Annotated in this window: 18 protein-coding genes and 1 pseudogene; 8 read left to right on the top strand and 11 right to left on the bottom strand. The window is 41.6% G+C overall.

The annotated features are described in order from the left end of the window. Positions 1 to 85: 85 nt before the first annotated feature. The 4 genes and pseudogenes from HWQ43_RS30120 to HWQ43_RS30135 all read right to left on the bottom strand — a co-directional run. On the bottom strand, positions 86 to 2,497 hold the full coding sequence (locus HWQ43_RS30120) for a sucrose synthase (RefSeq protein WP_292740482.1): 2,412 nt from the start codon (positions 2,495 to 2,497) through the stop codon (positions 86 to 88). Between the two features lie 345 nt (positions 2,498 to 2,842). Then, a complete protein-coding gene (locus HWQ43_RS30125; protein ID WP_292740484.1) occupies positions 2,843 to 3,226 on the bottom strand; it encodes a sulfur transferase domain-containing protein in 384 nt (127 codons plus the stop codon). 146 nt (positions 3,227 to 3,372) lie between these two features. Beyond that, positions 3,373 to 4,587 (bottom strand): ATP-binding protein, encoded by a 1,215-nt coding sequence (locus tag HWQ43_RS30130; protein ID WP_292740581.1) that lies wholly within the window; start codon positions 4,585 to 4,587, stop codon positions 3,373 to 3,375. Beyond that, positions 4,567 to 6,219: pseudogene (locus HWQ43_RS30135) on the bottom strand (PAS domain S-box protein); the annotation flags it as partial. The pseudogene HWQ43_RS30135 and the gene HWQ43_RS30130, both read right to left, overlap by 21 nt. A gap of 475 nt (positions 6,220 to 6,694) precedes the next feature. On the opposite strand from HWQ43_RS30135, the gene HWQ43_RS30140 reads away from it, so the two are divergent. Further along, positions 6,695 to 6,946 carry a hypothetical protein gene (locus HWQ43_RS30140; protein ID WP_292740486.1) on the top strand — a complete coding sequence of 84 codons (252 nt, stop codon included), beginning with the start codon at positions 6,695 to 6,697 and terminating at the stop codon, positions 6,944 to 6,946. A 539-nt stretch (positions 6,947 to 7,485) separates the two neighbouring features. On the opposite strand, the gene HWQ43_RS30145 is transcribed toward HWQ43_RS30140, so the two are convergent. Next, on the bottom strand, positions 7,486 to 7,707 hold the full coding sequence (locus tag HWQ43_RS30145) for a DUF4327 family protein (protein WP_292740488.1): 222 nt from the start codon (positions 7,705 to 7,707) through the stop codon (positions 7,486 to 7,488). A gap of 632 nt (positions 7,708 to 8,339) precedes the next feature. Here HWQ43_RS30145 and HWQ43_RS30150 point away from each other — a divergent pair. After that, positions 8,340 to 9,572, top strand: coding sequence for a cysteine desulfurase-like protein (locus HWQ43_RS30150; RefSeq protein WP_292740489.1), 1,233 nt, complete (start codon positions 8,340 to 8,342; stop codon positions 9,570 to 9,572). A gap of 294 nt (positions 9,573 to 9,866) precedes the next feature. On the opposite strand, the gene glp is transcribed toward HWQ43_RS30150, so the two are convergent. Further along, positions 9,867 to 11,108, bottom strand: coding sequence for a gephyrin-like molybdotransferase Glp (gene glp, locus HWQ43_RS30155; protein WP_292740491.1), 1,242 nt, complete (start codon positions 11,106 to 11,108; stop codon positions 9,867 to 9,869). Between the two features lie 23 nt (positions 11,109 to 11,131). Next, on the bottom strand, positions 11,132 to 11,758 hold the full coding sequence (locus HWQ43_RS30160) for a PEP-CTERM sorting domain-containing protein (RefSeq protein ID WP_292740493.1): 627 nt from the start codon (positions 11,756 to 11,758) through the stop codon (positions 11,132 to 11,134). Between the two features lie 310 nt (positions 11,759 to 12,068). Here HWQ43_RS30160 and HWQ43_RS30165 point away from each other — a divergent pair, with 310 nt between their 5' ends. The 6 genes from HWQ43_RS30165 (at position 12,069) to HWQ43_RS30190 (ending at position 16,365) form a co-directional block, all read left to right on the top strand. Then, positions 12,069 to 12,626 (top strand): RDD family protein, encoded by a 558-nt coding sequence (locus HWQ43_RS30165; protein WP_292740495.1) that lies wholly within the window; start codon positions 12,069 to 12,071, stop codon positions 12,624 to 12,626. Between the two features lie 44 nt (positions 12,627 to 12,670). Then, complete coding sequence (gene rpmG / locus HWQ43_RS30170) at positions 12,671 to 12,865, top strand: 50S ribosomal protein L33 (protein WP_012411241.1); 195 nt, start codon at positions 12,671 to 12,673, stop codon at positions 12,863 to 12,865. A gap of 5 nt (positions 12,866 to 12,870) precedes the next feature. After that, positions 12,871 to 13,086, top strand: a complete 216-nt coding sequence (gene rpsR / locus HWQ43_RS30175) for a 30S ribosomal protein S18 (RefSeq protein WP_012411240.1) — start codon at positions 12,871 to 12,873, stop codon at positions 13,084 to 13,086. Between the two features lie 105 nt (positions 13,087 to 13,191). Continuing rightward, complete coding sequence (locus HWQ43_RS30180; RefSeq protein WP_292740497.1) at positions 13,192 to 15,252, top strand: ribonuclease catalytic domain-containing protein; 2,061 nt, start codon at positions 13,192 to 13,194, stop codon at positions 15,250 to 15,252. A 51-nt stretch (positions 15,253 to 15,303) separates the two neighbouring features. Beyond that, on the top strand, positions 15,304 to 15,417 hold the full coding sequence (locus tag HWQ43_RS30185) for a type II toxin-antitoxin system RelE/ParE family toxin (protein WP_292740499.1): 114 nt from the start codon (positions 15,304 to 15,306) through the stop codon (positions 15,415 to 15,417). A gap of 105 nt (positions 15,418 to 15,522) precedes the next feature. Then, a complete protein-coding gene (locus tag HWQ43_RS30190; RefSeq protein WP_292740501.1) occupies positions 15,523 to 16,365 on the top strand; it encodes a 2-isopropylmalate synthase in 843 nt (280 codons plus the stop codon). A 182-nt stretch (positions 16,366 to 16,547) separates the two neighbouring features. Here the strand turns inward: HWQ43_RS30190 and HWQ43_RS30195 are convergent, their stop codons facing one another. The 4 genes from HWQ43_RS30195 to HWQ43_RS30210 all read right to left on the bottom strand — a co-directional run bounded on the left by HWQ43_RS30195 (position 16,548) and on the right by HWQ43_RS30210 (position 21,643). After that, a complete protein-coding gene (locus HWQ43_RS30195; protein WP_292740503.1) occupies positions 16,548 to 18,146 on the bottom strand; it encodes a B12-binding domain-containing radical SAM protein in 1,599 nt (532 codons plus the stop codon). Between the two features lie 248 nt (positions 18,147 to 18,394). Next, complete coding sequence (locus tag HWQ43_RS30200; RefSeq protein WP_292740505.1) at positions 18,395 to 19,354, bottom strand: NAD(P)-dependent oxidoreductase; 960 nt, start codon at positions 19,352 to 19,354, stop codon at positions 18,395 to 18,397. A 181-nt stretch (positions 19,355 to 19,535) separates the two neighbouring features. Continuing rightward, entirely contained in the window at positions 19,536 to 20,597 is a 1,062-nt protein-coding gene (hemE, locus tag HWQ43_RS30205; RefSeq protein WP_292740507.1) for a uroporphyrinogen decarboxylase, read from the bottom strand. A 359-nt stretch (positions 20,598 to 20,956) separates the two neighbouring features. Then, positions 20,957 to 21,643, bottom strand: coding sequence for a PEP-CTERM sorting domain-containing protein (locus HWQ43_RS30210; RefSeq protein ID WP_292740509.1), 687 nt, complete (start codon positions 21,641 to 21,643; stop codon positions 20,957 to 20,959). Between the last annotated feature and the right edge of the window lie 420 nt (positions 21,644 to 22,063).

Consider the following 22,063-nt stretch of genomic DNA (forward strand, 5'->3'; position numbering starts at 1 on the left):
CCAGTTCCGAGGTGGATGAATCCATTTCTAACTCTCCCTTGCTCCTCTGCTCCCCTACTCCCCTGCTCCTCCGCTCCCCACTCCCTCATCCCCCCTTATGCTTTTCCAAAATCTTTTCGACTCTGGGTTTATAAATGAGATGAAATAAGGTTTCCATGTAGCGATCTCTAGCTTCGTTATTTTCGGGAGCAACAAAGTTCCAAAAACTAAACATTTTAGCAAGCAGTAGTAATTGATTGCTATGTAAATGCCAATTATATTTGTGATGAATTCGCTGACTCATCCATTCTGAAACTTCTTGCCAGTATTCAGCACGAGCATCACATTTTGCAAGAAAGTCTAAAATTTTCGTTGTCGTTCCTTCTAAGTCTGTAGGATTAACATTAAACTCATTTTCTTGGTTCTCAAGAATTTCTAAAGAGCCGCCAAATTGGGTAGTGAAAGTAGGTAAGCCGGAAATCATGGCTTCCAAAATACTCCGTCCAAAGGATTCAAAGTGGGCAAAATGAATATAAATTCCTTGAGAATCTGCAACTACTCGGTAGGCTTCGCCGAGTTCCCTACTAGGGATACGCATCCCTACCCAGCGAATCTTGCCATAGAGATGATATTGATCGATAATGTCGTGAAGTTTTTGGATTTCTTCTGCTTCTTCTGAGTTTGTAGCTTCATCTGGACGAAGTTTACTAGTTAAGAAAATCAGATTGCAATGCTCTTGCAAAGCCTGACTTTTACCAAAGCATTCAGCTAAACCAGTGAGATTATTGATTGATGTGACAGTATCAACGGCAAATATTGCTCGCTTATTAGGCCGCTCTAACTGACCAATTATTTGAGAGTCTTCGCGGCTAAATAGTAAGTCGTGAACTTGTGTGCAAAGGTTAGAATCTCGCTTTTCTTTTTGGCTATAGGGAAAGAAAATATTTTCATTTACCCCCGGTGGTACTAAGTTGAATTTAGGACTAAATAAATCAATCCCATCAACAACATGATATAACTGCGGCATCGTAAACCACTTGTACGACTCGTATTGACCTATGGTGTCGGGTGTGCCAACAATTTCTTGATAGGACGATGTAATAATGAAGTCGGCTGCATTCATGCTAATCAAATCGGCGGTGAATTGTGCCGAGAAGTGGTATTTATCTTCTAAATCTTGCCAATACAAATTGCTAAATAGATATTTAGGTTTTTCCAAGGAATGGGCAATATTGCACTGGGTGACTTTCATCCGTCGAGATAGGAGAAAAGCTACTAAATTACCATCACTGTAATTGCCAACAACTAGATTAGGCTTGCCTTTAAAATGAGCTAGTAATTCTCTTTCTGCATCTACAGCAAACTGTTCTAAATAAGGCCAAATCTCAAATTTAGAAATCCAATTATTGGTAATTTCTGGATTGAATTCACCAAAAGGAACGCGCAATATCCAAGCATTTTCGGTATCTTGGACTTTTTCTAAGGGCAGGTTACAAAATGTGCCTTCACAGTTAGGGATTAATCGAGTCAGAATAATCAGATGGGGTTTAATACCTAACTGGTCGAGTCCAGCGAGTTTGATTTGTTCGCGCAGCTCGTTTTCTAAGCTACGAGCTTGTTCGAGGACGTAGATAACTTGACCGAGTGTTTCATCTCTTCCCAAAACATCCTCCTGTCCCACCCAGCCGTGGACGGAAACAAGGACGACGCGAAAGACAGCGGGGACGCGAGCTACAAATGTTTCTAAGATGCCGGGTTCTGGGGAGTAAATGAGTCGGTCGAGAAGTTCTAAAGTTTCAGAGACTCGCGCCGCAGTGTTGCCCCAACCTGGCTCAAAGCCGAGTTCTTGGAGGTCAAAGCTAAATTTTTCATACGGTTCATCAGGCGATCGCTCACTCAGCAATTTGAGCGCTAGCTTAATTTGTTTGGCTAACTGAATACCAGAAGGAATGCGATCGCTCAACAATAGGCGAATACCGTTGCATTGCAGCCCATGTAATGCTTTAAATAACATTTCTACCCAATATTGGGGGTTAGTCAACAATTGACTGCACAGATAACGGTTGAGGAAGGCTAAACCTTGACCAATATTTCTAGCGTCGTCGATTCTTGGAGAACTCTCATAGAAGGGGTGGAGGTCGATTTCGAGGATATGGGGTTGGTAGCGGTTGACTAGACGATCTCTCACATCTAACAGCGCTTGAGGCGTCATCTGCTCGAACCTGCTAAAATCGGCTGTCAGTTGCCAAACTTCTTGATTGGCAATCTTCGGTCGAATTACGAACCACGTACTTTCCTCTTCGAGAATTATTTCGTGGGTGTATTGTATTAGTTTGCCAACAGAAGAAGAGTAGTAAAAATAGGCTGGCTTTTGGGATTGATGACAGTAATCGGCAAAAGCTTGCAAAATCTCATTTCTTAGAAAGTAATGCTTACCTGAAGCACTCAACGCATAAATCAACTGATGTAGAGCAGTTTTTTCATCACCGTTGGAGAGAGCTTGAACTAATTCATACATGATGACGAATTCCAGAAATTTAGCTAGGCAACAACCTCATTTTTCTTTCCAGTCTTCGGTTTGTTGAGGTATATTCCCCAAACGATAATAAATGACTATAAAAATATTCGCGTCTAGCTCTGGGATGAAAAGCTGTGAGAACTTCAAATTTATGGGATGAGGGATTGAAGGAAGGCGGACAAGGGAGAATTATTGAACAAGTTTCTTTCTCAATCAGGTATAAAACACTATTCCCAATTAAGTACTAAAGCAAAATTGGAGCGATCGCTAGTAGAGCATCACCCCATAATTAACAATTAAAAATTAATTTATTTTAATTTTTAATTCCGCCTTGCGGTACTAGTCTTATGTCAAGCCTAAACTAATAACTTTTTGTAGTGCTTTTTCAAAGCCTATACCCTGTTTGATGGCGATATACAAAAATACTATTGCAGCTGAACGAATTGAATTATCGCAATGCATCAGAGTCGGTTTGGGTAGCTTAGTGATGAGCTGATATATCTCGATCATACCTTGATGATTAATATTTTCCGCTTGAGTTTGGAGATTAACATAATACAATCCCAAAAGCTCAGTCTTTTCCTGCTCATTAGCGAGTAAGCCTGTTTCGTTAGCCAAACGTAGGTTCAGTACAGACTTATAACCCTCATCAGCTATTTGTTGCAGCTGATTTAGTGTAATTTGCCCAGCGATCGATAACTCATCATTAATCTTCCTAACAATATTCATCAGCCGGATTAACCCTATTTTGCCAAACTTGCCTACACTCTAAATTTAGGAAAACAATCTGAGGATCTTGTGAGGGATTGGACATTGGGCAGAAGAAGCAGAGGGGAAAAGTTACTGCAACTTCTCCCCTGCTCCTTTTATCTTTACTACCCTCTAAATAGATGGTGTAAAGTGTTCAATAATTCTCTGGCCGTATAGGGTTTTGATAAAATTACTTGCACATTCACATCAGCAGCTTGAGTAAACACATCCATTGAGTTCAGCCCGCTACAGGCAATAATTTGCAGCTGATTGCTCATTTTTCGCAAGGTGCGAATAGCAGTGATGCCATCCATTTCTGGCATCATTAGATCCATCAATACGGCATTTATTTGATGCTTGTGTTGGGCGTAAAGTGCGATCGCCTCAATGCCGTTACTGGCAGTTAGTATCTTATAGTTATGATTTTCTAGGATGATTGTGGCTATCTCCCGAATTTGGGCTTCATCATCTACAACTAAAATCAATTCTCCCTGTCCTGGAAGCACATCCAGGTCTTCTATCTTGAATACTGGGGTTGCTTCCACAGCTGGTAAAAATAGGTCAAATTTGCTGCCTCTACCAACATTGCTAGACACTTTAATAAAACCATCATGGCTTCTCATAATGCCCAGCACTGTTGAAAGTCCAAGCCCCGTACCTGTGTTGACCTCTTTGGTGGTGAAAAATGGCTCAAAAATTCTATCTAATATTTCTGGTGGTATCCCAATTCCATTATCGGCAACGGTAATCACAATATAATGCCCAACCTTGGCATCAAGATTCATTCTGGTATAAGCTTCATCAATAAACTTATTTTCCACAGAAATATTGATATTGCCACCATCTGGTAAAGCATCGCGGGCATTTACTAACAGATTCGTTAACACTTGATGCAGTTGTGTAGTGTCCCCAGCGATCGCCCAAATCCCTTCTGGGATAACGGTAGAAAATTCAATAGATTTGGGAAATGTCTGTTTAGCAATTTGGATAATTTCTGAAATCAGATACTGGACTTGGATAATTGTCGGCTCTCCTTTATATCCTCGCGCAAAGGATAAGACTTGCTTCACTAAAGCTGCTCCGCGTTTAGCGTTGCTTTCTATCAGTGTCAGCAATTGCCTAGAAAGCTCCTCGTCTTGGAAACATTTTCCTTGTAATAATTGAGCCGCTGCCAAAATTGGTGTCAATATATTGTTCAAGTCATGAGCAATACCACCTGCAAGGGTACCAAGGCTTTCCAATCGCTGGGTGCGAAAAAACTGCTCTTCGAGTTGTTTCTTTTGGGTGATGTCAGTGTCAACTGTCAGGATGGATTTGGGATCTCCTGCAGAATCGCGCATCAATGTCCAACGGCTTTCCACAATAATCTTCTGACCGGATTTTGTAACTTTATGTAACTCACCTTGCCACGAGCCACTTTCAATTACGCTTTTTAGTGGTTCTTTCAATTGCTGGTGAGTTCCACCTGGGTATAAAATCTAGTGGAGGTCTTTGCCAATAACCTCTGTAGAAAGCCAACCGTACATCCGCTCTGCACCTTTATTCCAGAATAAGATTTGAGACTGGAAATCTCGAACTAATATGGCGTCGGTAGCGATATCAAGTAGAGCAGCTTGTTCGGAGATTTTTTGTTCCGCCAGCTTGCGCTCAGTGATATCCCGATTTGTACCGATGATCCGGATCGGCTGACCGACTTCGTTATAGTAGACTTGACCTTTGCAGTTTAACCAGTGTAGGCTGCCGTCGGGCCAGACAATTCGATATTCTGTAGATCCCTTTCCTTCCTCAATCATCCGAGCTATACTCGCAGCTACAGATTCGCGGTCTGCTGGATGGATTAAATTGAAATAGTCTTCAACAGTTGGACACAAGGTATTGCTCGGCAGACCATAAAGTAGCCCCATACTGGCAGACCAAACACAAGTATTGGCGATCAGGTTGCGATCCCATATCCCTATTTGGACAGCTTCGGTAGCTAAACTCAATCGCGCTTCACTTTCTCGCAGCGATTCTTCAGCCAGCTTGCGCTCGGTGATATCTTCGGCAATGCCACCATAGTAGCTAACTTTTCCTTGCTCATCATAGACAGCAAAGCCCCGATTCCAAATCCAGCGGATCGATCCATCAGGTCGCAAAATCCGATATTCTGCTGAAATGGATTTACTACCACTAAGCAGTTGCTCGATTGATTGGGTAGCGCGATCGCGATCGTCTGGATGAACTGTGTCTACCCAAGATGTTGGTTGCTCAAATAAACCTTGGGAAGATCGACCCCAAATCTTCTCATAAGCAGGACTAATGTACAAAGGGTAGAATGAATCTGCGCTACCAATCCAGATCATTGCGTGGGTATTTTCCGAAAAAGTGCGAAATTTCTCCTCACTTTGGCGTAGTGCTGCTTCGGCAAGTTGGCGGTCATGTAGCGCGGCTTGCTGTTCGGTAATATCTCTGCCTACCTGTTGTATTTCAACAACCTCTCCTTTGTCATTCTGAATTGCGATCGCATTCCATTGAAAGTAGCGAAGACCGTTGGCTGTCAATGCACATCGCTCACAACTAGTCAAGGTATAATATGAAGATCCTAAAGCTGTGATACTTTCCATCACTTGAGGCAAGTCATCTGGATGAAGAAACTGTAAAAATGACTGACCACGAAACTCATCTTGTTTCCAGCCGAAGGTTTGACAAGCTGCGACATTGGCAAAGGTAATCTGCCCCTGCAAATCAATGCGGATAATTATGTCAGTTTGGCTCTCTACGAGTTGGCGATAGAGGTTTTCGCTCTGCCGTAATGCAGTTTCTGCGCTTTGGCGTTCAATAATTTCTTGTTGCAACAGCACGTTAGACATCACAAGTTCTGCTGTCCGTTCTGTCACTCGTTGCTCTAACTCCTCGTAAGCTTGGTGCAGTTTTTCTTTCACAACCTGGAGTTCTTCGAGGGCTTGCTGAAGTTCCTGATTAACTTGCATCATTTGAGCCGATTGTGCCTCAACCCATAATTTTAAATTATTTTGACTTTGGCTACGGACTTGCTCTATCTCAATTGGCTGAATATTTTCTGATTCATCAAGACAATAGCTTCGACTAAAAAACTATCAGGGCTAATCGATCATAGAGAATGATTAATAACATGATTTAAGCTAGCTAATTTAAGCAGTTGCTCGTTGAATCTTATGGTTAATTTGTCAATTATAGTGATCTTCCTGGAATTTATCTGAAGATAATTTGAGGATTTTGTGAAAAAACGGCTAAATCAGCCGGAAAGCATTACTTAAGAAATGTGTATAAGTTTTGCTAAATAATTAAGTATTTTAACTATCCTCACAAGTTTCTCATATTTAAATACTATAGTCAAAATATAGACAGTTTCTTTTAAATATCTACGGGCTTCTCAAGTAGCTGCCCTGATTTGCAATAACACTTTTATGAACAGGATTTGAGAAAAATATGAATTACTGCCCTTGCTGCTCAAGCCTACTTTTAGAACATATACGCGGTGCAGAGACTTACTGGTTTTGTCGCCACTGCTGGCAGGAAATGCCTATTTATAATTGGAATGAATCCAGTTCATTCGCTGATGTTGTCCTGGGTAAACTACCTAGAAAGCCTCAACAAGAAAAACGTAGGAGTACTATTGTCTACGCAAGCCAATGGCAATCGATTACCGAATGGATTGGGTTAGAAGAGTTATCTAACTAATCCAATTTACTGAAATCGTTTAGTATAATTATTTTTCTTTATTCCAGTAATTAATTGCTAAAAATGTGAGATTGTAGCCCAAGGATCAGGTATTAACTGAGACAGATCAAAAAGAAGACAGAAAACTTTCTCAAACCCACAGCCAAAGAGGTGAGGTTGCTTCTGAGGTTAGGCTATGTCCAACTAGAGGAGCAAGCCATAATTAGCCATTCCCATGCAGAGTTACAATTTTTCTTAACTGATCTGTATTGGCTTTTAAGGAGTTCGGTGTCAATAATTATTGTTGGGATAAAGAAGGAAGAAAAAGAGTTTGAGCCTTGTTTACTTTTCTTCACACAGCTTGTTTTGATTGTGGTAACTTGCTTAACAGAGAATTATTGCTACGCTAGCGATGGTTCCCTTATCTTTTCAAGCACCTCAGCAATCCATAAAGATTTATTGCTTACTTTAATAATCTCTTGTTTATAACTCCCGATTAATTCGAGAGTTTTTAATGTTGAAAAATAAATTTGTAATTTTGATTTTATTGGGATGCAGCCTCAATCATCTTCCCAAGATTCATGATTCAGTAAATCGATAATTCTATCTCTGAGTAGAAATTCGTTTTTTTCTAGCTCAAGTTCAAAATTAATCCATTCACGATGAGGAATATATTTACAGAGGGTATAAATTGGCTGCTGACGGTTAACAAGTCTCTTTTTAACAAGTTGAAGTGCTTCTTCCTGGATAACCTTGATGTCATATTTAACCGTAGTATTCATAAGTCGTTCCTTTATTTTCAATCAAGGAATTAAGACTCAAAACAATAGTTGCTTTGACTCTCCCTTAAAGTTATCAAATAAAATTGGCGAAAATTGTGAAGAATCAAGACATTAATAGTTGCTGGAAGTTAAATACAGAATATTTCAACTTCTCTACGAACGCCAACAGCTTGTCAAAGATAGAGGCTACGCCAACGTGAGATACAGAAATACCCAACCACTCTCCCTTTTGTAAGGGTTGCCACTACCTTGATCGACCGGACTCACTTGTTCGCTCTTAGCGTTCCTGCTATAAAAGCAAGTGGAGTGAGGTTTGGGGAGGGGTGTAACTTGTATAGTTACAAATAGTAAAATACTCTTTATGGGTTTAAGTATACCCTCTTTAGATAGGTTTTTGCGGAAGACATCTCCAGAAATTAAATAATATGCACGATATTAAATAATATGCACGATCTAGAACGCTTGTAGAGACATAGCAGTGCTACATCTTTCTACATACTTTTTCACCAGATGTCTAGAGCAAGAAGGCTGTCACAATCAGATGCAAACATCAAAAGAGAATATAGATGTTCTCTGGGCGACTTGTCAGAAGGTAGGCTAGGGTAAAGAACATTCTCTATAAAACTTATACTATGCTCTTGAATCTTGATAAAGTTCGTCAATATTTTCCGGCTCTAGCTGGTGAATGGACTTTTTTTGATAATGCTGGTGGGTCACAAACCTTGAAAAAAGTAGTAGATAGAATTAGCGAATTTCTCCTAAGTTCTGATGTCCAGTTGGGAGCTTCTTATGGGGTTTCTCAACTTGCTGGAGAACGATTGGCTTTAGCAATTAGGGGAATGGCTACTTTCATTAATGCCAATTCTTCTAAAGAAGTCGTTATGGGCCCATCTACTACAATGATGTTGAAAGTTCTCTCAATGTCTCTGGGTCAAACCTTTATACCTGGTGATGAGGTTATTGTTACTAATTGTGACCATGAGGCCAATATTGGTGCTTGGGTAGCTCTTGAAAAACAAGGAATGAAGGTTAAAGTGTGGCAAGTTCGTCCAGATACTTTGGAACTTCATTTAGCAGATTTAGAACCATTGATGAGTCAGCGCACAAAACTGGTAGCCTTGACTCATGCTTCTAATGTTCTGGGAACCATCAACCCGATCAAAGAAATTGCTGCATTTGTACACGATCGCAACGCTATGATTTGTGTAGATGGTGTAGCTTATGCACCTCATAGATTAGTTGATGTCCAAGATTTAGATGTTGATTTTTATACTTTGAGTTGTTATAAAGTCTATGGGCCTCACCATGCCTTACTTTATGGAAAAGAAGAACATTTATTAAGATTGCCTGGTCTTAACCATTATTTTATTGACCAGACAGACATACCTTATAAATTTCAGTTAGGAAATGTCAATTTTGAATTAAGTTATGGAATGTTAGGTTTATGTGATTATTTAAGTGAATTAGCACAATTGCACTACGGAAATGAAACTGCACCTGATTTGAGAAATCAAATGGTGCAAGCGTTTGATTTAATTAGCATACATGAAGAACATATTAGCGATCGCCTCCTAAATTACCTCAACAGCAAGGCTAATGTGCGAGTGATTGGTCAAGCAAAGGCTGACCGTCAATTCCGTGTACCAACTATATCTTTTGTCGTCGATGGAATTAATAGCTCAACCATTCCAGCAAAAATTGACCAACATTATATAGGAATTCGCTACGGGGACTTTTATGCTAAACGGCTCATTGAATACCTTGGTTTAGCATCCCAAGGTGGAATAGTCCGGGTGAGTATGGTGCATTACAACACCCTTGAGGAAGTTAACAGCCTAATTGAGGCTTTTGAGCAGATATTTTAAGATTGGGGATTGGGGATTGGGGATTGGGGATTGGGGATTGGGGATTGGGGATTGGGCATGGAGAAAAGACAAGGGAGAGACTTGTTCAATAATTCCTCCTTGTCTCCCTGACTTTTCACGGTATCTGGAAAACCTCTCTCTAAATCTCTCTCCTAAAAGGAGAGAGACTTTGAATTTTCCCCCTTCCCGTGTCGGGAAGGGGGTTAGGGGGTTAGGTTTTTCGTGCGCTTTTCCACATAACGTGAAAAGTTAGCTTGTCTCCTTGTCTCCTCACTCCTGACTCCCTACTCCCCATTACCTGTTACTAAGCTGTAAAACTTGCACTTCTTCTTGTGGCAAAATTACTGTTTGACCCACAGGTAGAACAGCTAAGGCATTGGTTTGAGCTAAATTAATTAAATTGCCGGAACTGTGACTACCACCAGCTTTGTGAAATTCATAAACTCCATCAATTAAATGCAATTTACCCCAAAGGTAAGTTTCACGTTTGCCATCCGATCGCAATTCATCATGCGATCGCACTTTCAAAAATAGTGGTTCCCAACCTTCAGTAATTCCCGAAAGTTTCTTGACTGCTGGTAGCACAAACCGCCAAAATGTCACCAACACAGCAGCAGGGTTTCCTGGTAAACCAAAGTATAGTGCTGAATTTTGAGTTGGGAAAGTGGCGACGGTAAGGGGTTTTCCTGGACTTATCTGTACAGCCTGAATGTGGATTTTTGCTTCTAGTGACTCTAGAATTTTGTCCACATAGTCATAATCTCCCACTGAGACGCCACCAGAAGAAAGAACTATATCAGCGATCGCAATGGCGTGGGCAATGACTTTCTCCAGAGCAACTGGATCATCTTTCACAATGCCTAAAATTAACGGTTCTGCACCACTTTGCCTCACTAAAGCTGCCAGCGCATACTGATTAGAATCCACAATTTGCCCTGGTTGCAACGGTTGATCGACTGTCACCAACTCATCACCTGTGGAAAAAATTGCCACACGCGGACGGCGGTAAACACTTAATTGCGGGCACTGTGCAGCTGCTAAGACAGCAATTTCTGAGGCATTTAACTTAATTCCTGCTGGTAGTAGTTGTGTTCCAGCTTGATAAAAAGATGCTTTGCGTCTGACAAATCCTTGCGGTTTTGGCACATCCAGGATAAACACGCGGTTTTCCTCACGGCGTGTCTTCTCTTGCATAACTACAGTATCCGCACCTGCTGGGATTACCGCACCTGTGAAAATCCGTGCGGCTTGCCCTGGTTGAATCGTAGACTTCGGCTGATACCCAGCCGGAATCTCTTCAACAATTTTCAAAATGGCTGGTTGTTCGGTGCTAGAGTGCTGTACATCTTCATAACGAACTGCGTAGCCGTCCATTGCCGAATTATCCCAATGGGGAAAATCTAGCGGACTGGTGACAGGTATTGCCAAAATGCGACTATCTGCTGTCAATAAATTTACAACTTCTGTATCCCGTTGAAGATCCAACGGCTGCACCAAATTTAAAATAATTGCTTGTGCATCGCTGACTGATAACATAGCGATCGCCTCCGACTTTTCTTTTATTCTTGGGTAGCTTTGTCTAGATTTCTATAAGTGGTAAGTCCCAAGCTACACACTGCTAGTAAACCGATAATTATGCTTCCTTCGGGGACTTTGGATACCTGAACCGAATTGTTACTTAAATCTAGTATTTGCTTTGTGCCTGCCGTATCTCTATTGTTAAAACCAAATTCTTTCGCTAGAACCTCATCACTAAAACCTTCGTCTATGAGTGCGAGATTATTATTAAGCCATGTGTCGCCAGGAAGCTCATCATCCTTGCCAACATCAAAAGGGCCAAAGATTTGCTCGGTAGTGCTATCAAAGTTGAATCTCAAAAAGCCGTAGTTAGATATCCCACTAAGCACCGGAGTGAAACTATTTATGAGATTACTCAAGGGATCAAAGAAGGAAATTGAGAGAGATTGCAAGTTCTTCGTAGCTCCCAAGCCTGTTTCAGAAATGACGCTGGGAGCAGTTGTTGTATCGTAGTTAAATGAACCTTGAGCTAAATAACCAGTGTCTCCTGTCCAGTTAAATTTGAACTCAGCAGCATGAGCTAGGTGGTTCGTGTTTATGGCGATCGCTAACGTTAAAGCAGTAGTCGTCACCAGACTAATAGCTGTTTTAGTAAACAGATGTGTCATAGATACAACTTCCAAATTAATTAAAATGAAGTTTCTACAACAATACAATACAGATGTACAACCCTACTGTATGTTGCATTCATGACGTGTAGCGGCTACTCTATGAGATGCCAACCAAGTACCAGCAGGGTATGAAAACTGCCATAGCTGCTTAATCCTATTTTTGAGTTGTACAGTTGGTAGTTGTACAAATTTTTGTTGGCTGGTTTTTGTTCCTTTACAGCGCAGCAACTAGCCAAGTCATCATCTTAATATTAAAAACAGGAGCGATCGTTATTTCCCAACCCCTAAATAAAAATACCTATTGTGTATGACTATCGAACGACTTCCCCAAAAACACTATCCCAAAGCTGAGATTGGGCGACGAGGTATGGCATTAGGACTTGATTTCCTTGGTGTCTGGTTAGTCAGTTCCCTGCTGGGAGGCGGCGATATCGGGATTCAATTTGTGGAAATCTTAGTTTTTGTCATACTTTGGCTAGTTTCGCGGGTGCTGGTGCCATATAACAATCAAGGGCAAAGTTTAGGGCGTTGGGCGTTCGATTTAAAGGTGTTGGAAGTCGAAGATGGAGAAGTAGTGGGCAGAATCCCCGATTTGCTCTCACTGGTGAAGCGAGAGGCGATTATCGGTTTGGGTGCTTTATTAGTGTCAATTGCCCTGAGCAATATTAGAGCTAATCCCACTGCTATACTGCTAGTAATTCCCCTAGCAATTGATTGTGGGACTGCCTTCTCTGATACCCAGATGCGGCAGGCTTTACACGATCGCTATTGTGGAACTTTCATCGTTTCGTCGCGTCGTGGCTACTCGCTCGATATAAAAATTAAAAGATTAGTTGAAAATATGCGGCGGAATGTGAGAAGATAGTCATTTGTGTTAATTTCTCTTCAGGCTTCACTGTTTGTAAGATTATGGCTAAGAGTAAAGGTGCCCGCATTATTATCACACTAGAGTGTACTGAGTGCCGGACAAATTCAGATAAGCGTTCTGCTGGTGTTTCACGTTATACCAGTACTAAGAATCGCCGCAACACCACCAACAGGCTAGAACTGAAAAAGTTCTGCACCCACTGCAACAAACATACCGTTCACAAGGAAATTAAGTAAAAAAGATGAGTTATTTCCGTCGTCGCCTTTCTCCGATCAAGCCAGGAGAACCAATCGATTATAAAGATGTTGATTTATTGCGTAAGTTTGTCACCGAGCGGGGAAAGATACTGCCACGTCGGATTACCGGGCTTACGTCTCAGCAACAGCGAGAGTTGACATTAGCAATTAAACGATCGCGGATTGTGGCTTTGTTGCCATTTATCAATGCGGAAGGCTAAAAAGAGTAATGAGTTATGAGTGATGAGTTAAGAATCAAAACTCCTAACTCCTAACTCCTAACTTAAAACTATTTAAACTGTTCACCAAATTAGAGTGCGAGAGTTGTGGAGAAGGGGACGCTAGTTGAATTTAGGGTTCAAGGCGATCGCCGTCTGGGCATCGTAGAACGTCCAGACGGTAAAACCCGCTGGTTTGTGGTAGACGAACGTGGTCAATCCCACAGCCTCGCGCCTAGACAAATAACCTATACAGTTACCGGACAGACTTACAAGGCTTCTGAGATTGCCAGCTTTTTGGAGCAGATCAAGCCTTATTTAGACCCATCTAGTTTAGAAGTGGCTTGGGAATTACTGGTTGAAGATGGGGAAACAGTTACCCCAGACCAAATGGCGAATCTGCTATTTTCAGAATCAGCCGCGCCTCCTCGTTACGCCGCCTATTGCTTGTTATCAGACGACAAACTTTATTTCAAGCAAAAAGGAGACGCTTACGAGCCGAGAACTGCTGCTCAAGTGGCAGAACGCAAGCACCAACTGGAAGTAGAGGCACTAAAAGCTAAAGGACAGCAGGAATTTTTAACTCGTGTAGAGCAGGCGCTCAAAGGTGAAGCAGTAGAGTGGCAGCGCCACGATCGCCAGCGCTTAGAAGGACTAGAAAAATATGCAGCGCTAATAGCTGACACGGTGCGGACGGGGGTTAATTATGACTCCTTGGCTCGCGCTTATCCGCCCAGCGCTCCAGTATTAGAAACTATGACCATGCTGGGACGGCCCACAACACCCCAAGGAGCCTTTCAACTATTGGTAGATTTGGGTTGCTGGAGTCCTTATGAAAACTTGTTCCTGCGTCGTTCTTCAATTCCGATTCAATTTCCTCATAAGGTATTAGAAGTGGCGCAACAGCGTTTGGATTTCCCGCCGATTGACTCAGATGCAAACCGCCTTGATCTGACTCACCTGAAGGTTTACACCATTGATGATGAAACTACCACAGAGATCGACGATGGTCTAAGTTGGGAAGTACTGCCCGATGGACGGGAACGGTTGTGGGTGCATATCGCCGATCCCACAAGATGGTTAGTACCGGAAGATGAATTAGATTTGGAAGCCAGAAAGCGCGGTAGTACAGTCTATTTACCGACGGGAATGATTCCCATGTTTCCAGAGGTGTTGGCAACTGGGCCAATGAGTCTGATCCAGGGAAAAGTTTGTTGCGCCCTGAGTTTCGGGATTATTTTGGGTACAACTGGGGGAGTAGAAGATTACAGCATTCATACCAGCTTTATTAAGCCGACTTATCGCCTCACCTACGAAGATGTAGATGAAATGCTGCAATTGCGGGTACAAGCAGAACCAGAAATAGCTGCGATCGCCACTTGGGCACAGCGGCGTAAAGCTTGGCGTTACGCCCAAGGGGCAATTAGCATCACCATGCCCGAAGCGACGATCAAAGTCAAAGGTGAGGAGATCCACATTGATATTTTAGACGATTCCCCATCGCGGCAACTGGTAGCAGAAATGATGATTGTTGCCGGTGAAGTTGCGGCCCGTTATGGTAAAACTCATAACATCCCTTTGCCCTTTCGCGGTCAACCGCAACCAGAATTACCTCCAGATGAGGAATTGCTTCTACTTCCAGCCGGATTCGTTCGCGCTTGCGCTATGCGTCGCTGTATGCCCAAGAGTGAAATGAGCATTACGCCTTTGCGTCATGCTGGTTTGGGCTTGGATACTTACACCCAAGCAACCTCTCCCATCCGCCGCTACAGTGACTTACTCACCCACTTTCAAATTAAAGCCCATTTGCGGGGTGAAGTTCTGCCATTTTCCGCAGATCAACTTAAAGAAGTGATGATGACTGTCACCAGTATCACCCAAGAAGTGACGATGGTGGAACGACAAACTAATAGATATTATGCTCTAGAGTATTTACGCCGTCATCCAGAGGAAACTTGGGATGTGACAGTGTTGATGTGGCTGCGAGAAGACAGCAACTTAGCCCTAATTTTGTTAGAAGATTTGGGCTTGCAGTTGCCAATGGCTTTCAAACGTTCTGTGAACTTGGGCGAACAGATAGTGGTGAAAGTTAGCCACGCCGATCCGCAAAAAGATATGATCCAGTTTCAAGAAATAATTTATCAAGAAGCTCAGACAGCGGCGAATTAACTAATTCGTCATTTGTCATTTGTCATTAGTAATAATCGCCTAGTATTATCATTGGCTGATTTTCCTAATATGGGGCAAAGTTTCGATAATTTTGCCCGCGGTTTACGGAGTTTTCCAGTAGAAGATTATTTAATATTTTATCGCCCTATTGATGGCGGTGTGTAAGTTGTACGTATTGTCAGCGGTTATCGGGATTTAGAGACAGTTTTCTTAAGTGAGGATATTCCTTAATATTGCATTTGATGTAAGCGATCGCTATCTCTAGCCAATATGTCAGACAATAATCAAAAAATAATTATTTTTGATACCACCATGCGTGATGGAGAATTGACGCCTGGTGTAAAGATGAATTTACAACAAAAAATCATCATCTCCCAATTGCTCGAAGAAATGGGAGTAGATATTATTGAAGTTGGTTATCCAGCAAGTTCTCAAAAAGATTTTGATGAAGTCTTTAATATTTCTAAAATAATTAAAAATTCTACTATTTGTGGACTAGCTAGTTCAAATTCAAATGAAATAATCACTCTTGCTGAAGCAATTAGACCAGCAATCAGAGCTAGAATTCACACTTATACTCCGGTAAATCTGAAAAATCAGTCTAAATTAACCAAAGAAGAAGTATTAGCAACAATCAAAGAGAGTGTTTCTCTGGCACGCAATTACTGTGATGATGTAGAATGGAGCGCTTTTGATGCTCCTAGAAGTGAGCCAGATTTTTTGTGTAAATCTATTGAAACTGCAATTAAGAGTGGTTCTACTACTGTTAGTATTCCTGATAGCTTAGGTTTGGCATCGCCAGAAGAGTTTTCGCAACTTCTGCAAATGATTTTTAATCGAGTACCCAATATTAACGAAGTTGTAGTTTCAGTACACTGTCATGATGATTTGGGTATGGCGGTAGATAATTCACTCATTGCTTTAAGTTGTGGCGTGAGGCAAATTGAATGTGCAATTAATGGTTTGGGTGCGAGGAAAGGTAACGCAGATTTCAGTAAAGTTGTGATAGAGGTTTTAAAAGAGGGGAATTATCAACTTGAGATTAACACTTCGCTAATGAGTAAAGCGGCAGAGTTAATTTTTCAAATAACTGGAATTGGAAAAGCAAAATAAAAAAACGAACCGCATACCCCTTCGGGGAAGCAAGCTACGCGCAGCGTCTCGTTAGAGAAGGACACAAAGAAAGAAAGAAGAGGTTAAAAGGGTTTGGCGCAGCCTCACAAAGAAATGGTATTAGAACAAAATCCCCGATTTCTTTGATAAATCGGGGATTTGCGGTTTGCAATTTACCACCCTTAACTAACTACTGCTTCAGCTTTTTCCTCAGCTTTTTCCTTAACTAGCACATAAGGCGTTTCTGCACCTTGTGCTAAATACTCAGCTAGCTGACTTTCAATTTGATCGCGGACAATTTGGCGATACTCTAGAAAATGCTCGTTGTGGGCGCAAGCTGCGATGTAATGTTCAATAACTCCAGGGTTACGCTTGAGAATGCTGAACAAATGATGCCAGAATTTCCAACGGGTTTCCCGTTTGATTCCTTGTCGCCAAATTACAATCAGCAACGCTTTTATAACTACCCACTCTGGCATTTTTGCTGGGGCTTTCCAACTCGGCAAACCCATCATCAAGAAGCAGCGATAGGTGCGATCTAAGTACTGTACTGGGTCGTATAAAGTACAGAATGCTTCAATATATTCTCGTGCAAGTTCTTCTAGAGGACGGGTGGGTAGGAAGTTCATCAATGTTGTTTGGTTGATGTTTCCATCTTGATTTTCCCGTAATCGTCCTTCTTTTTTCAGACGATGCCAAAGCGCAGTATTAGGTAACGCTTGCAACATGGCAAAGGTAGTTGAGGGAATTGCTGCTTGTTCCGCAAAACGGACGATGCGATCGCCTGCGCCGGCTTTTTCGCCATCAAAGCCGATGATAAACCCAGCCATTGGGCGCAATCCCGCTTTGATGATAGTTTCAACTGCCTCAGTTAGAGAACTGCGAGTATTTTGAAACTTCTTGGTCATTTGCAAACTATCCTCATCCGGCGTTTCGATTCCCAAAAATACCGCCGAGAAACCAGACTCAACCATCAACTCCAACATTTCTGAGTCTTGGGCTAAGTCAATTGAAGCTTCAGTGTCAAATCGGAAGGGATATTTGTGTTCTGCCATCCAGACTTTTAACTCTTTCAGCAACAATTTCACATTTCGCTTGTTGCCAATGAAGTTGTCATCCACCATGAACACACCCCGCCGCCAACCCAATTCATAGAGGCAATCTAACTCTGCTAAGAGTTGGGCTGGCGTTTTGGTGCGCGGTTTGCGCCCGTAGAGAACAATAATGTCACAAAATTCGCACTGGAAAGGACACCCGCGCGAAAACTGTACCGACATCATGTCATAAGCGTTCAATTCTAATAAATCAAAGCGGGGTATTGGTGTGCTGGTGACATCAGGTTTTTCTGTGGCGCGGAAAGTGCCAGAAGTGTCTCCCCTTTTTATTGCCTCAATAAACATGGGCAGCGTGATTTCCCCTTCATCCAGAATCAGAAAATCTGCGCCAACATTTTCAACTTCATGAGGTACAGAGGTGGGGTAGGGACCGCCAACTGCAACTAGCTTGCCACGTTTTTTTGCTTCCTGGATTTGCTCAAGTAAATCTTGTTTCTGGACAATCATCGCAGAGAGAATTACTATATCTGCCCATGCCCATTCTGCTTCTGTTGCAGGGCGGATGTTGCGATCGACCAGCTTGAATTCCCATTCTTGGGGCAAAATCGCGGCTACTGTTACTAAACCCAGAGGTGGTAATAAAACCTTGCGATCGACTAACTCCAAGATTTTTTCATAAGACCAAAAGGTTTTGGGAAATATTGGATACACTAACAAGATTCGCATGTAGTATCAATCCTCACACTTTGATTGTTATCCCACTCTAACGAAAATAAAGAGTTATTGACTTTTTATTAAAGTTGTTTTATTTTACCATTGATATTTTTAACTCAAATCAAGGGACTGGAGAGCAGAGAGGAAAGAGGTAATTTTCCATTCTTCACTCATACCTAATGACCCCAGTCGCTCTCTACGAGATGAGGATAATTTTCTGCTAATATTTTCCAAACGTTGTCAAAAGCCACAAATTATAATCAATTGTTAGCCTTTTCAACACCACTAATTTTCAAAACATCACTCATGGTTGCACAATAATTTGGCAAGCCGAAACTATCGGGATTGATGAATTTTTCGTATGTAAAATGCCGATAGTTCATGCAAAACCGATCCCAAGCGGCCATCCGAATGCGAAACAGAACAATAATCAAATTAGCTAATGCTATAGATATGGGAATGCGAAAGTAAATCTTTTTGCCAAAATAAGCACAAACTTGTTTCACTGCTTGATTAGCAGTTAATGGTGCTTGAGCTAAAACCAGCCGACGTGGTTGATCGTTTTTGGCAGGATGATCGATTAAATATCGCACTACAGTGGCAATATCTTGTGCGTGGATAAAGTGAAAACTGCCATCTGCTTCCAAAAAACGGATTACATTAATATATTTCGTCACTTCTGTAATACCAGATGTGACAGCAGAGTAGGGTTTATTCGCATCACCGCCCAATACTACAGTCGGAAAAACTGTGGTAATTTTGGGTGCGATCGCTAATTTTTCTTTTTTCTCTAAGCACTCATATTTAGAACGGATATAATCTGTCCCAATTTCCCCGGCTTCTTTCAATGGTTGATTGTAGCGATCCAAAACACTAGCTGTCGAAAAATAAATTACCTGCTGGCAACGTTCGGGATCTAGCAGTTCGAGTAATTCTATTGTCTTGACGACATTAATATCAAATGTCCGATCGCCACCCCAAGCTGTGGCTGTAAGTACCGCTGTATCAATTGTGGATAGCAAATTGCCAAACTGGCGAATATTTTGCATATCACCTTGTAAAACGTTGATGCCTGAACGTGCCTTGGTATCAACTTGTAGCTTGCTTGGGTTCCTAACTAATAGATACAGTTCGTGATTTGTTTCTTTAATTAAGGCTTCTGTTAAATAATGACCTACACAACCACTTGCACCAGTCACTAAAATCCGCTTCTGGCTCATAAAGAGTTTTTCAAAATTTAGGAGTTAAAACTAAAGAGTTAAGAATAAAGTTAAAAGTTCCGAATCAGGAGTTAAAAATCAAGTTAGGAGTGAGAAGTGAGGAGTTAAAAATAACTTTGCACTTCGCAACTGATAACTACTAACTCATAACTCCTAACTCATAACTCATAACTCATAACTCCTAACTCTTAACTCCTGCAAGATTCAATTCCTTTGCCGTTTCAAAGAAGAAAGCGACATTTTCTTCGGGAGTTTCTGGTAAGACACCGTGACCGAGATTGAGAATATGACCCCAGTTGCCAGCTTTGCGAACGGTATCAAGGATGCGATCGCGGATAAACTGTTTAGAGCCGAATAACACGCCTGGGTCAAGATTTCCTTGAACTTTTACTTGTTTACCCAATCTGGCTCTTGCGTCTGCCATATCAACTGCCCAGTCTACACTGACAATATCAGCACCAGATTGTCCCATTCTTTCCAACACACCCGCACTACCGCTAACTAGCAAAATCAAAGGTGTATCGGGATGGGTTTGCTTGACTTGCTGGAAAACTCGCTGCTGATAGGGGAGAGCAAAAGTATCATAATCTTGAGGACTCAATTGACCCGCCCAAGAATCGAACATTTGCACAACTTGAGCGCCACAGTCAATTTGGTAGCGGGCATAGATGGCGATCGCATCTGCTAATTTAGCTAACAGTTGATGCAATATCGTCGGATCTGAAAATGCCATGTTTTTGATGATGGAATAGGTTTTAGAACCTTTTCCCTCTACTGCATAAGCTGCTAATGTCCACGGCGCACCCACAAAGCCCAGCACCGTTGATTTATCGCCTACTTCCGAACGCAGCGCTTGCAATATTGTCTTGATAAATGGTAGAGCTGCTTCTGGTTCTAAAGGATGCAGAGCATCGATTTGTTCTTGAGTGCGGAGGGGTGAGTGAATGATTGGCCCTTTACCTTCGGCGATGTCCATGTCAATGCCCAAACCAGGTAAGGGGGTGACAATATCAGAAAATAAAATTACTCCATCTGGTTGGAAGGCCTTCCAGGGTTGCAAGGAAACTTCAATTGCTACTTCTGGAATTTCGGAGCGATCGCGAAACGAAGGATACTTCTCTCTTAAGTCTCGATATGCTTTCATATACCGTCCCGCTTGTCGCATCATCCATACAGGGGGACGATCTACTACTTCACCACGAGCAGCCCGTAAGAGATGAGGAGTCGTTGAATAAACACCCATTTATTACTTCATCCTATTTATGCCACTGTTTAGCTTATCATTCTGGGATTACGCTTTTCCAGCAGGTTTTCAGGAAAAGGTGAATAGCAGGGCATAATAGTAATATTTTATAATATTTTGATTATTGGATATGAGCGATCGGTTGGCTTGACTACAGTATTAATGCCAGCAAGTGCCACAAGTTATTGTTTTTTTTGCTTATCCCATGAAATCATTGCTTTGAGTCCCATGTAGAAATGCACGTCTCACTTCTGTATCAAAGGAATGTATGAGGAAAACTCCATGAAAAATAAAAAATGTGTCTCTACGCTTGCGTAGAGACACATTTTTAAGGGTTTTTAACAGCTATGCTGATAAATTTATCCTTTCACTGCCACTTTCTGTTGTGAGCGTTTGAAGAGCGACATCATACCACAAGCACCTATTGCTACCACACCTAACATCGCACTAGGCTCGGGAACGCTTTGGGCTAGTCTATAGGCGTGATTATCTGTTTCAAAGGCAACACCATCTGAGCGCATCACAACTCGGTCAAAAGTTTCTCCTGTATCAGCTACAAGATTGATAAACATATTAGCTTCAGAGCTAGTCCAACTACCATTAGCTATAGCAGTTGGCACATCTGCACCACTAAAAGTCTTTAACAACTGATTACCTTTGTAAATGTCAACATAGTTGTAACTATCCAATGAACCTCCATAAAAACCGAAGTAATTAACAGCTTGTTTGAAGTTAATATTGACCAAACCACTGTCGCCTGCAACATTACTACCTACTGGAGCAATTGTGAGAAATTTGGTGTTATCTCCATAAGGTGAGGCATATTGACTAGATACGCTACCTTGAACAATGTTACTAGTAATATTAGAGTAAGTAACAAATCCATTAGGATCATTTGCTGTGCCATCGTCAAAGGTGACAGTTTTGGCATCAGCGTAGCTAGAAAACGGGCCACTATTGACTTGTAGAGTTACGGCACTAGCTGGATTCGTACTCATGACCACAGCAGTCATTCCGAGTAAAGCCAAGGAGATTTTTTGCAGCATTCTAGTAATAAACCTTGAAGGACACAAAGAGAATTAAGACTGAACTTTTCTTTAAACCTAGCTCTGAAAAGCTGGTTTCCTTACTCCAACAAATTAGAAGAAAATCACAAAGATTATTAGGTCTTTATGTATGAGTCTTGTTGGGTAAAACCAGATTGAAGATGTAAGTTTATCTTGATGCTTTGTAATCCTATTTTGATTTTTATAACTCGCAAAAGATACGGTGTATATACTAATTTTTCTTTAAAGATTAAGTGAAGGTTCTTGTGCAATTGTAATGGGCAGGGCAAACGCATCTAAATTACTCTTGCTCGCAACCAAGGTTAAGAACTAACAAAAAATCACTATTTATCGTTTGGTTTAGTTTCCCAGACTCAAGGCGATGTCTATGATAGGCTACCCCTAAATCTTTAGCAATAA

This window comes from Nostoc sp. JL31, assembly GCF_017114965.1.
GTDB classification, from domain to species: Bacteria; Cyanobacteriota; Cyanobacteriia; order Cyanobacteriales; family Nostocaceae; genus Nostoc; species Nostoc punctiforme_A.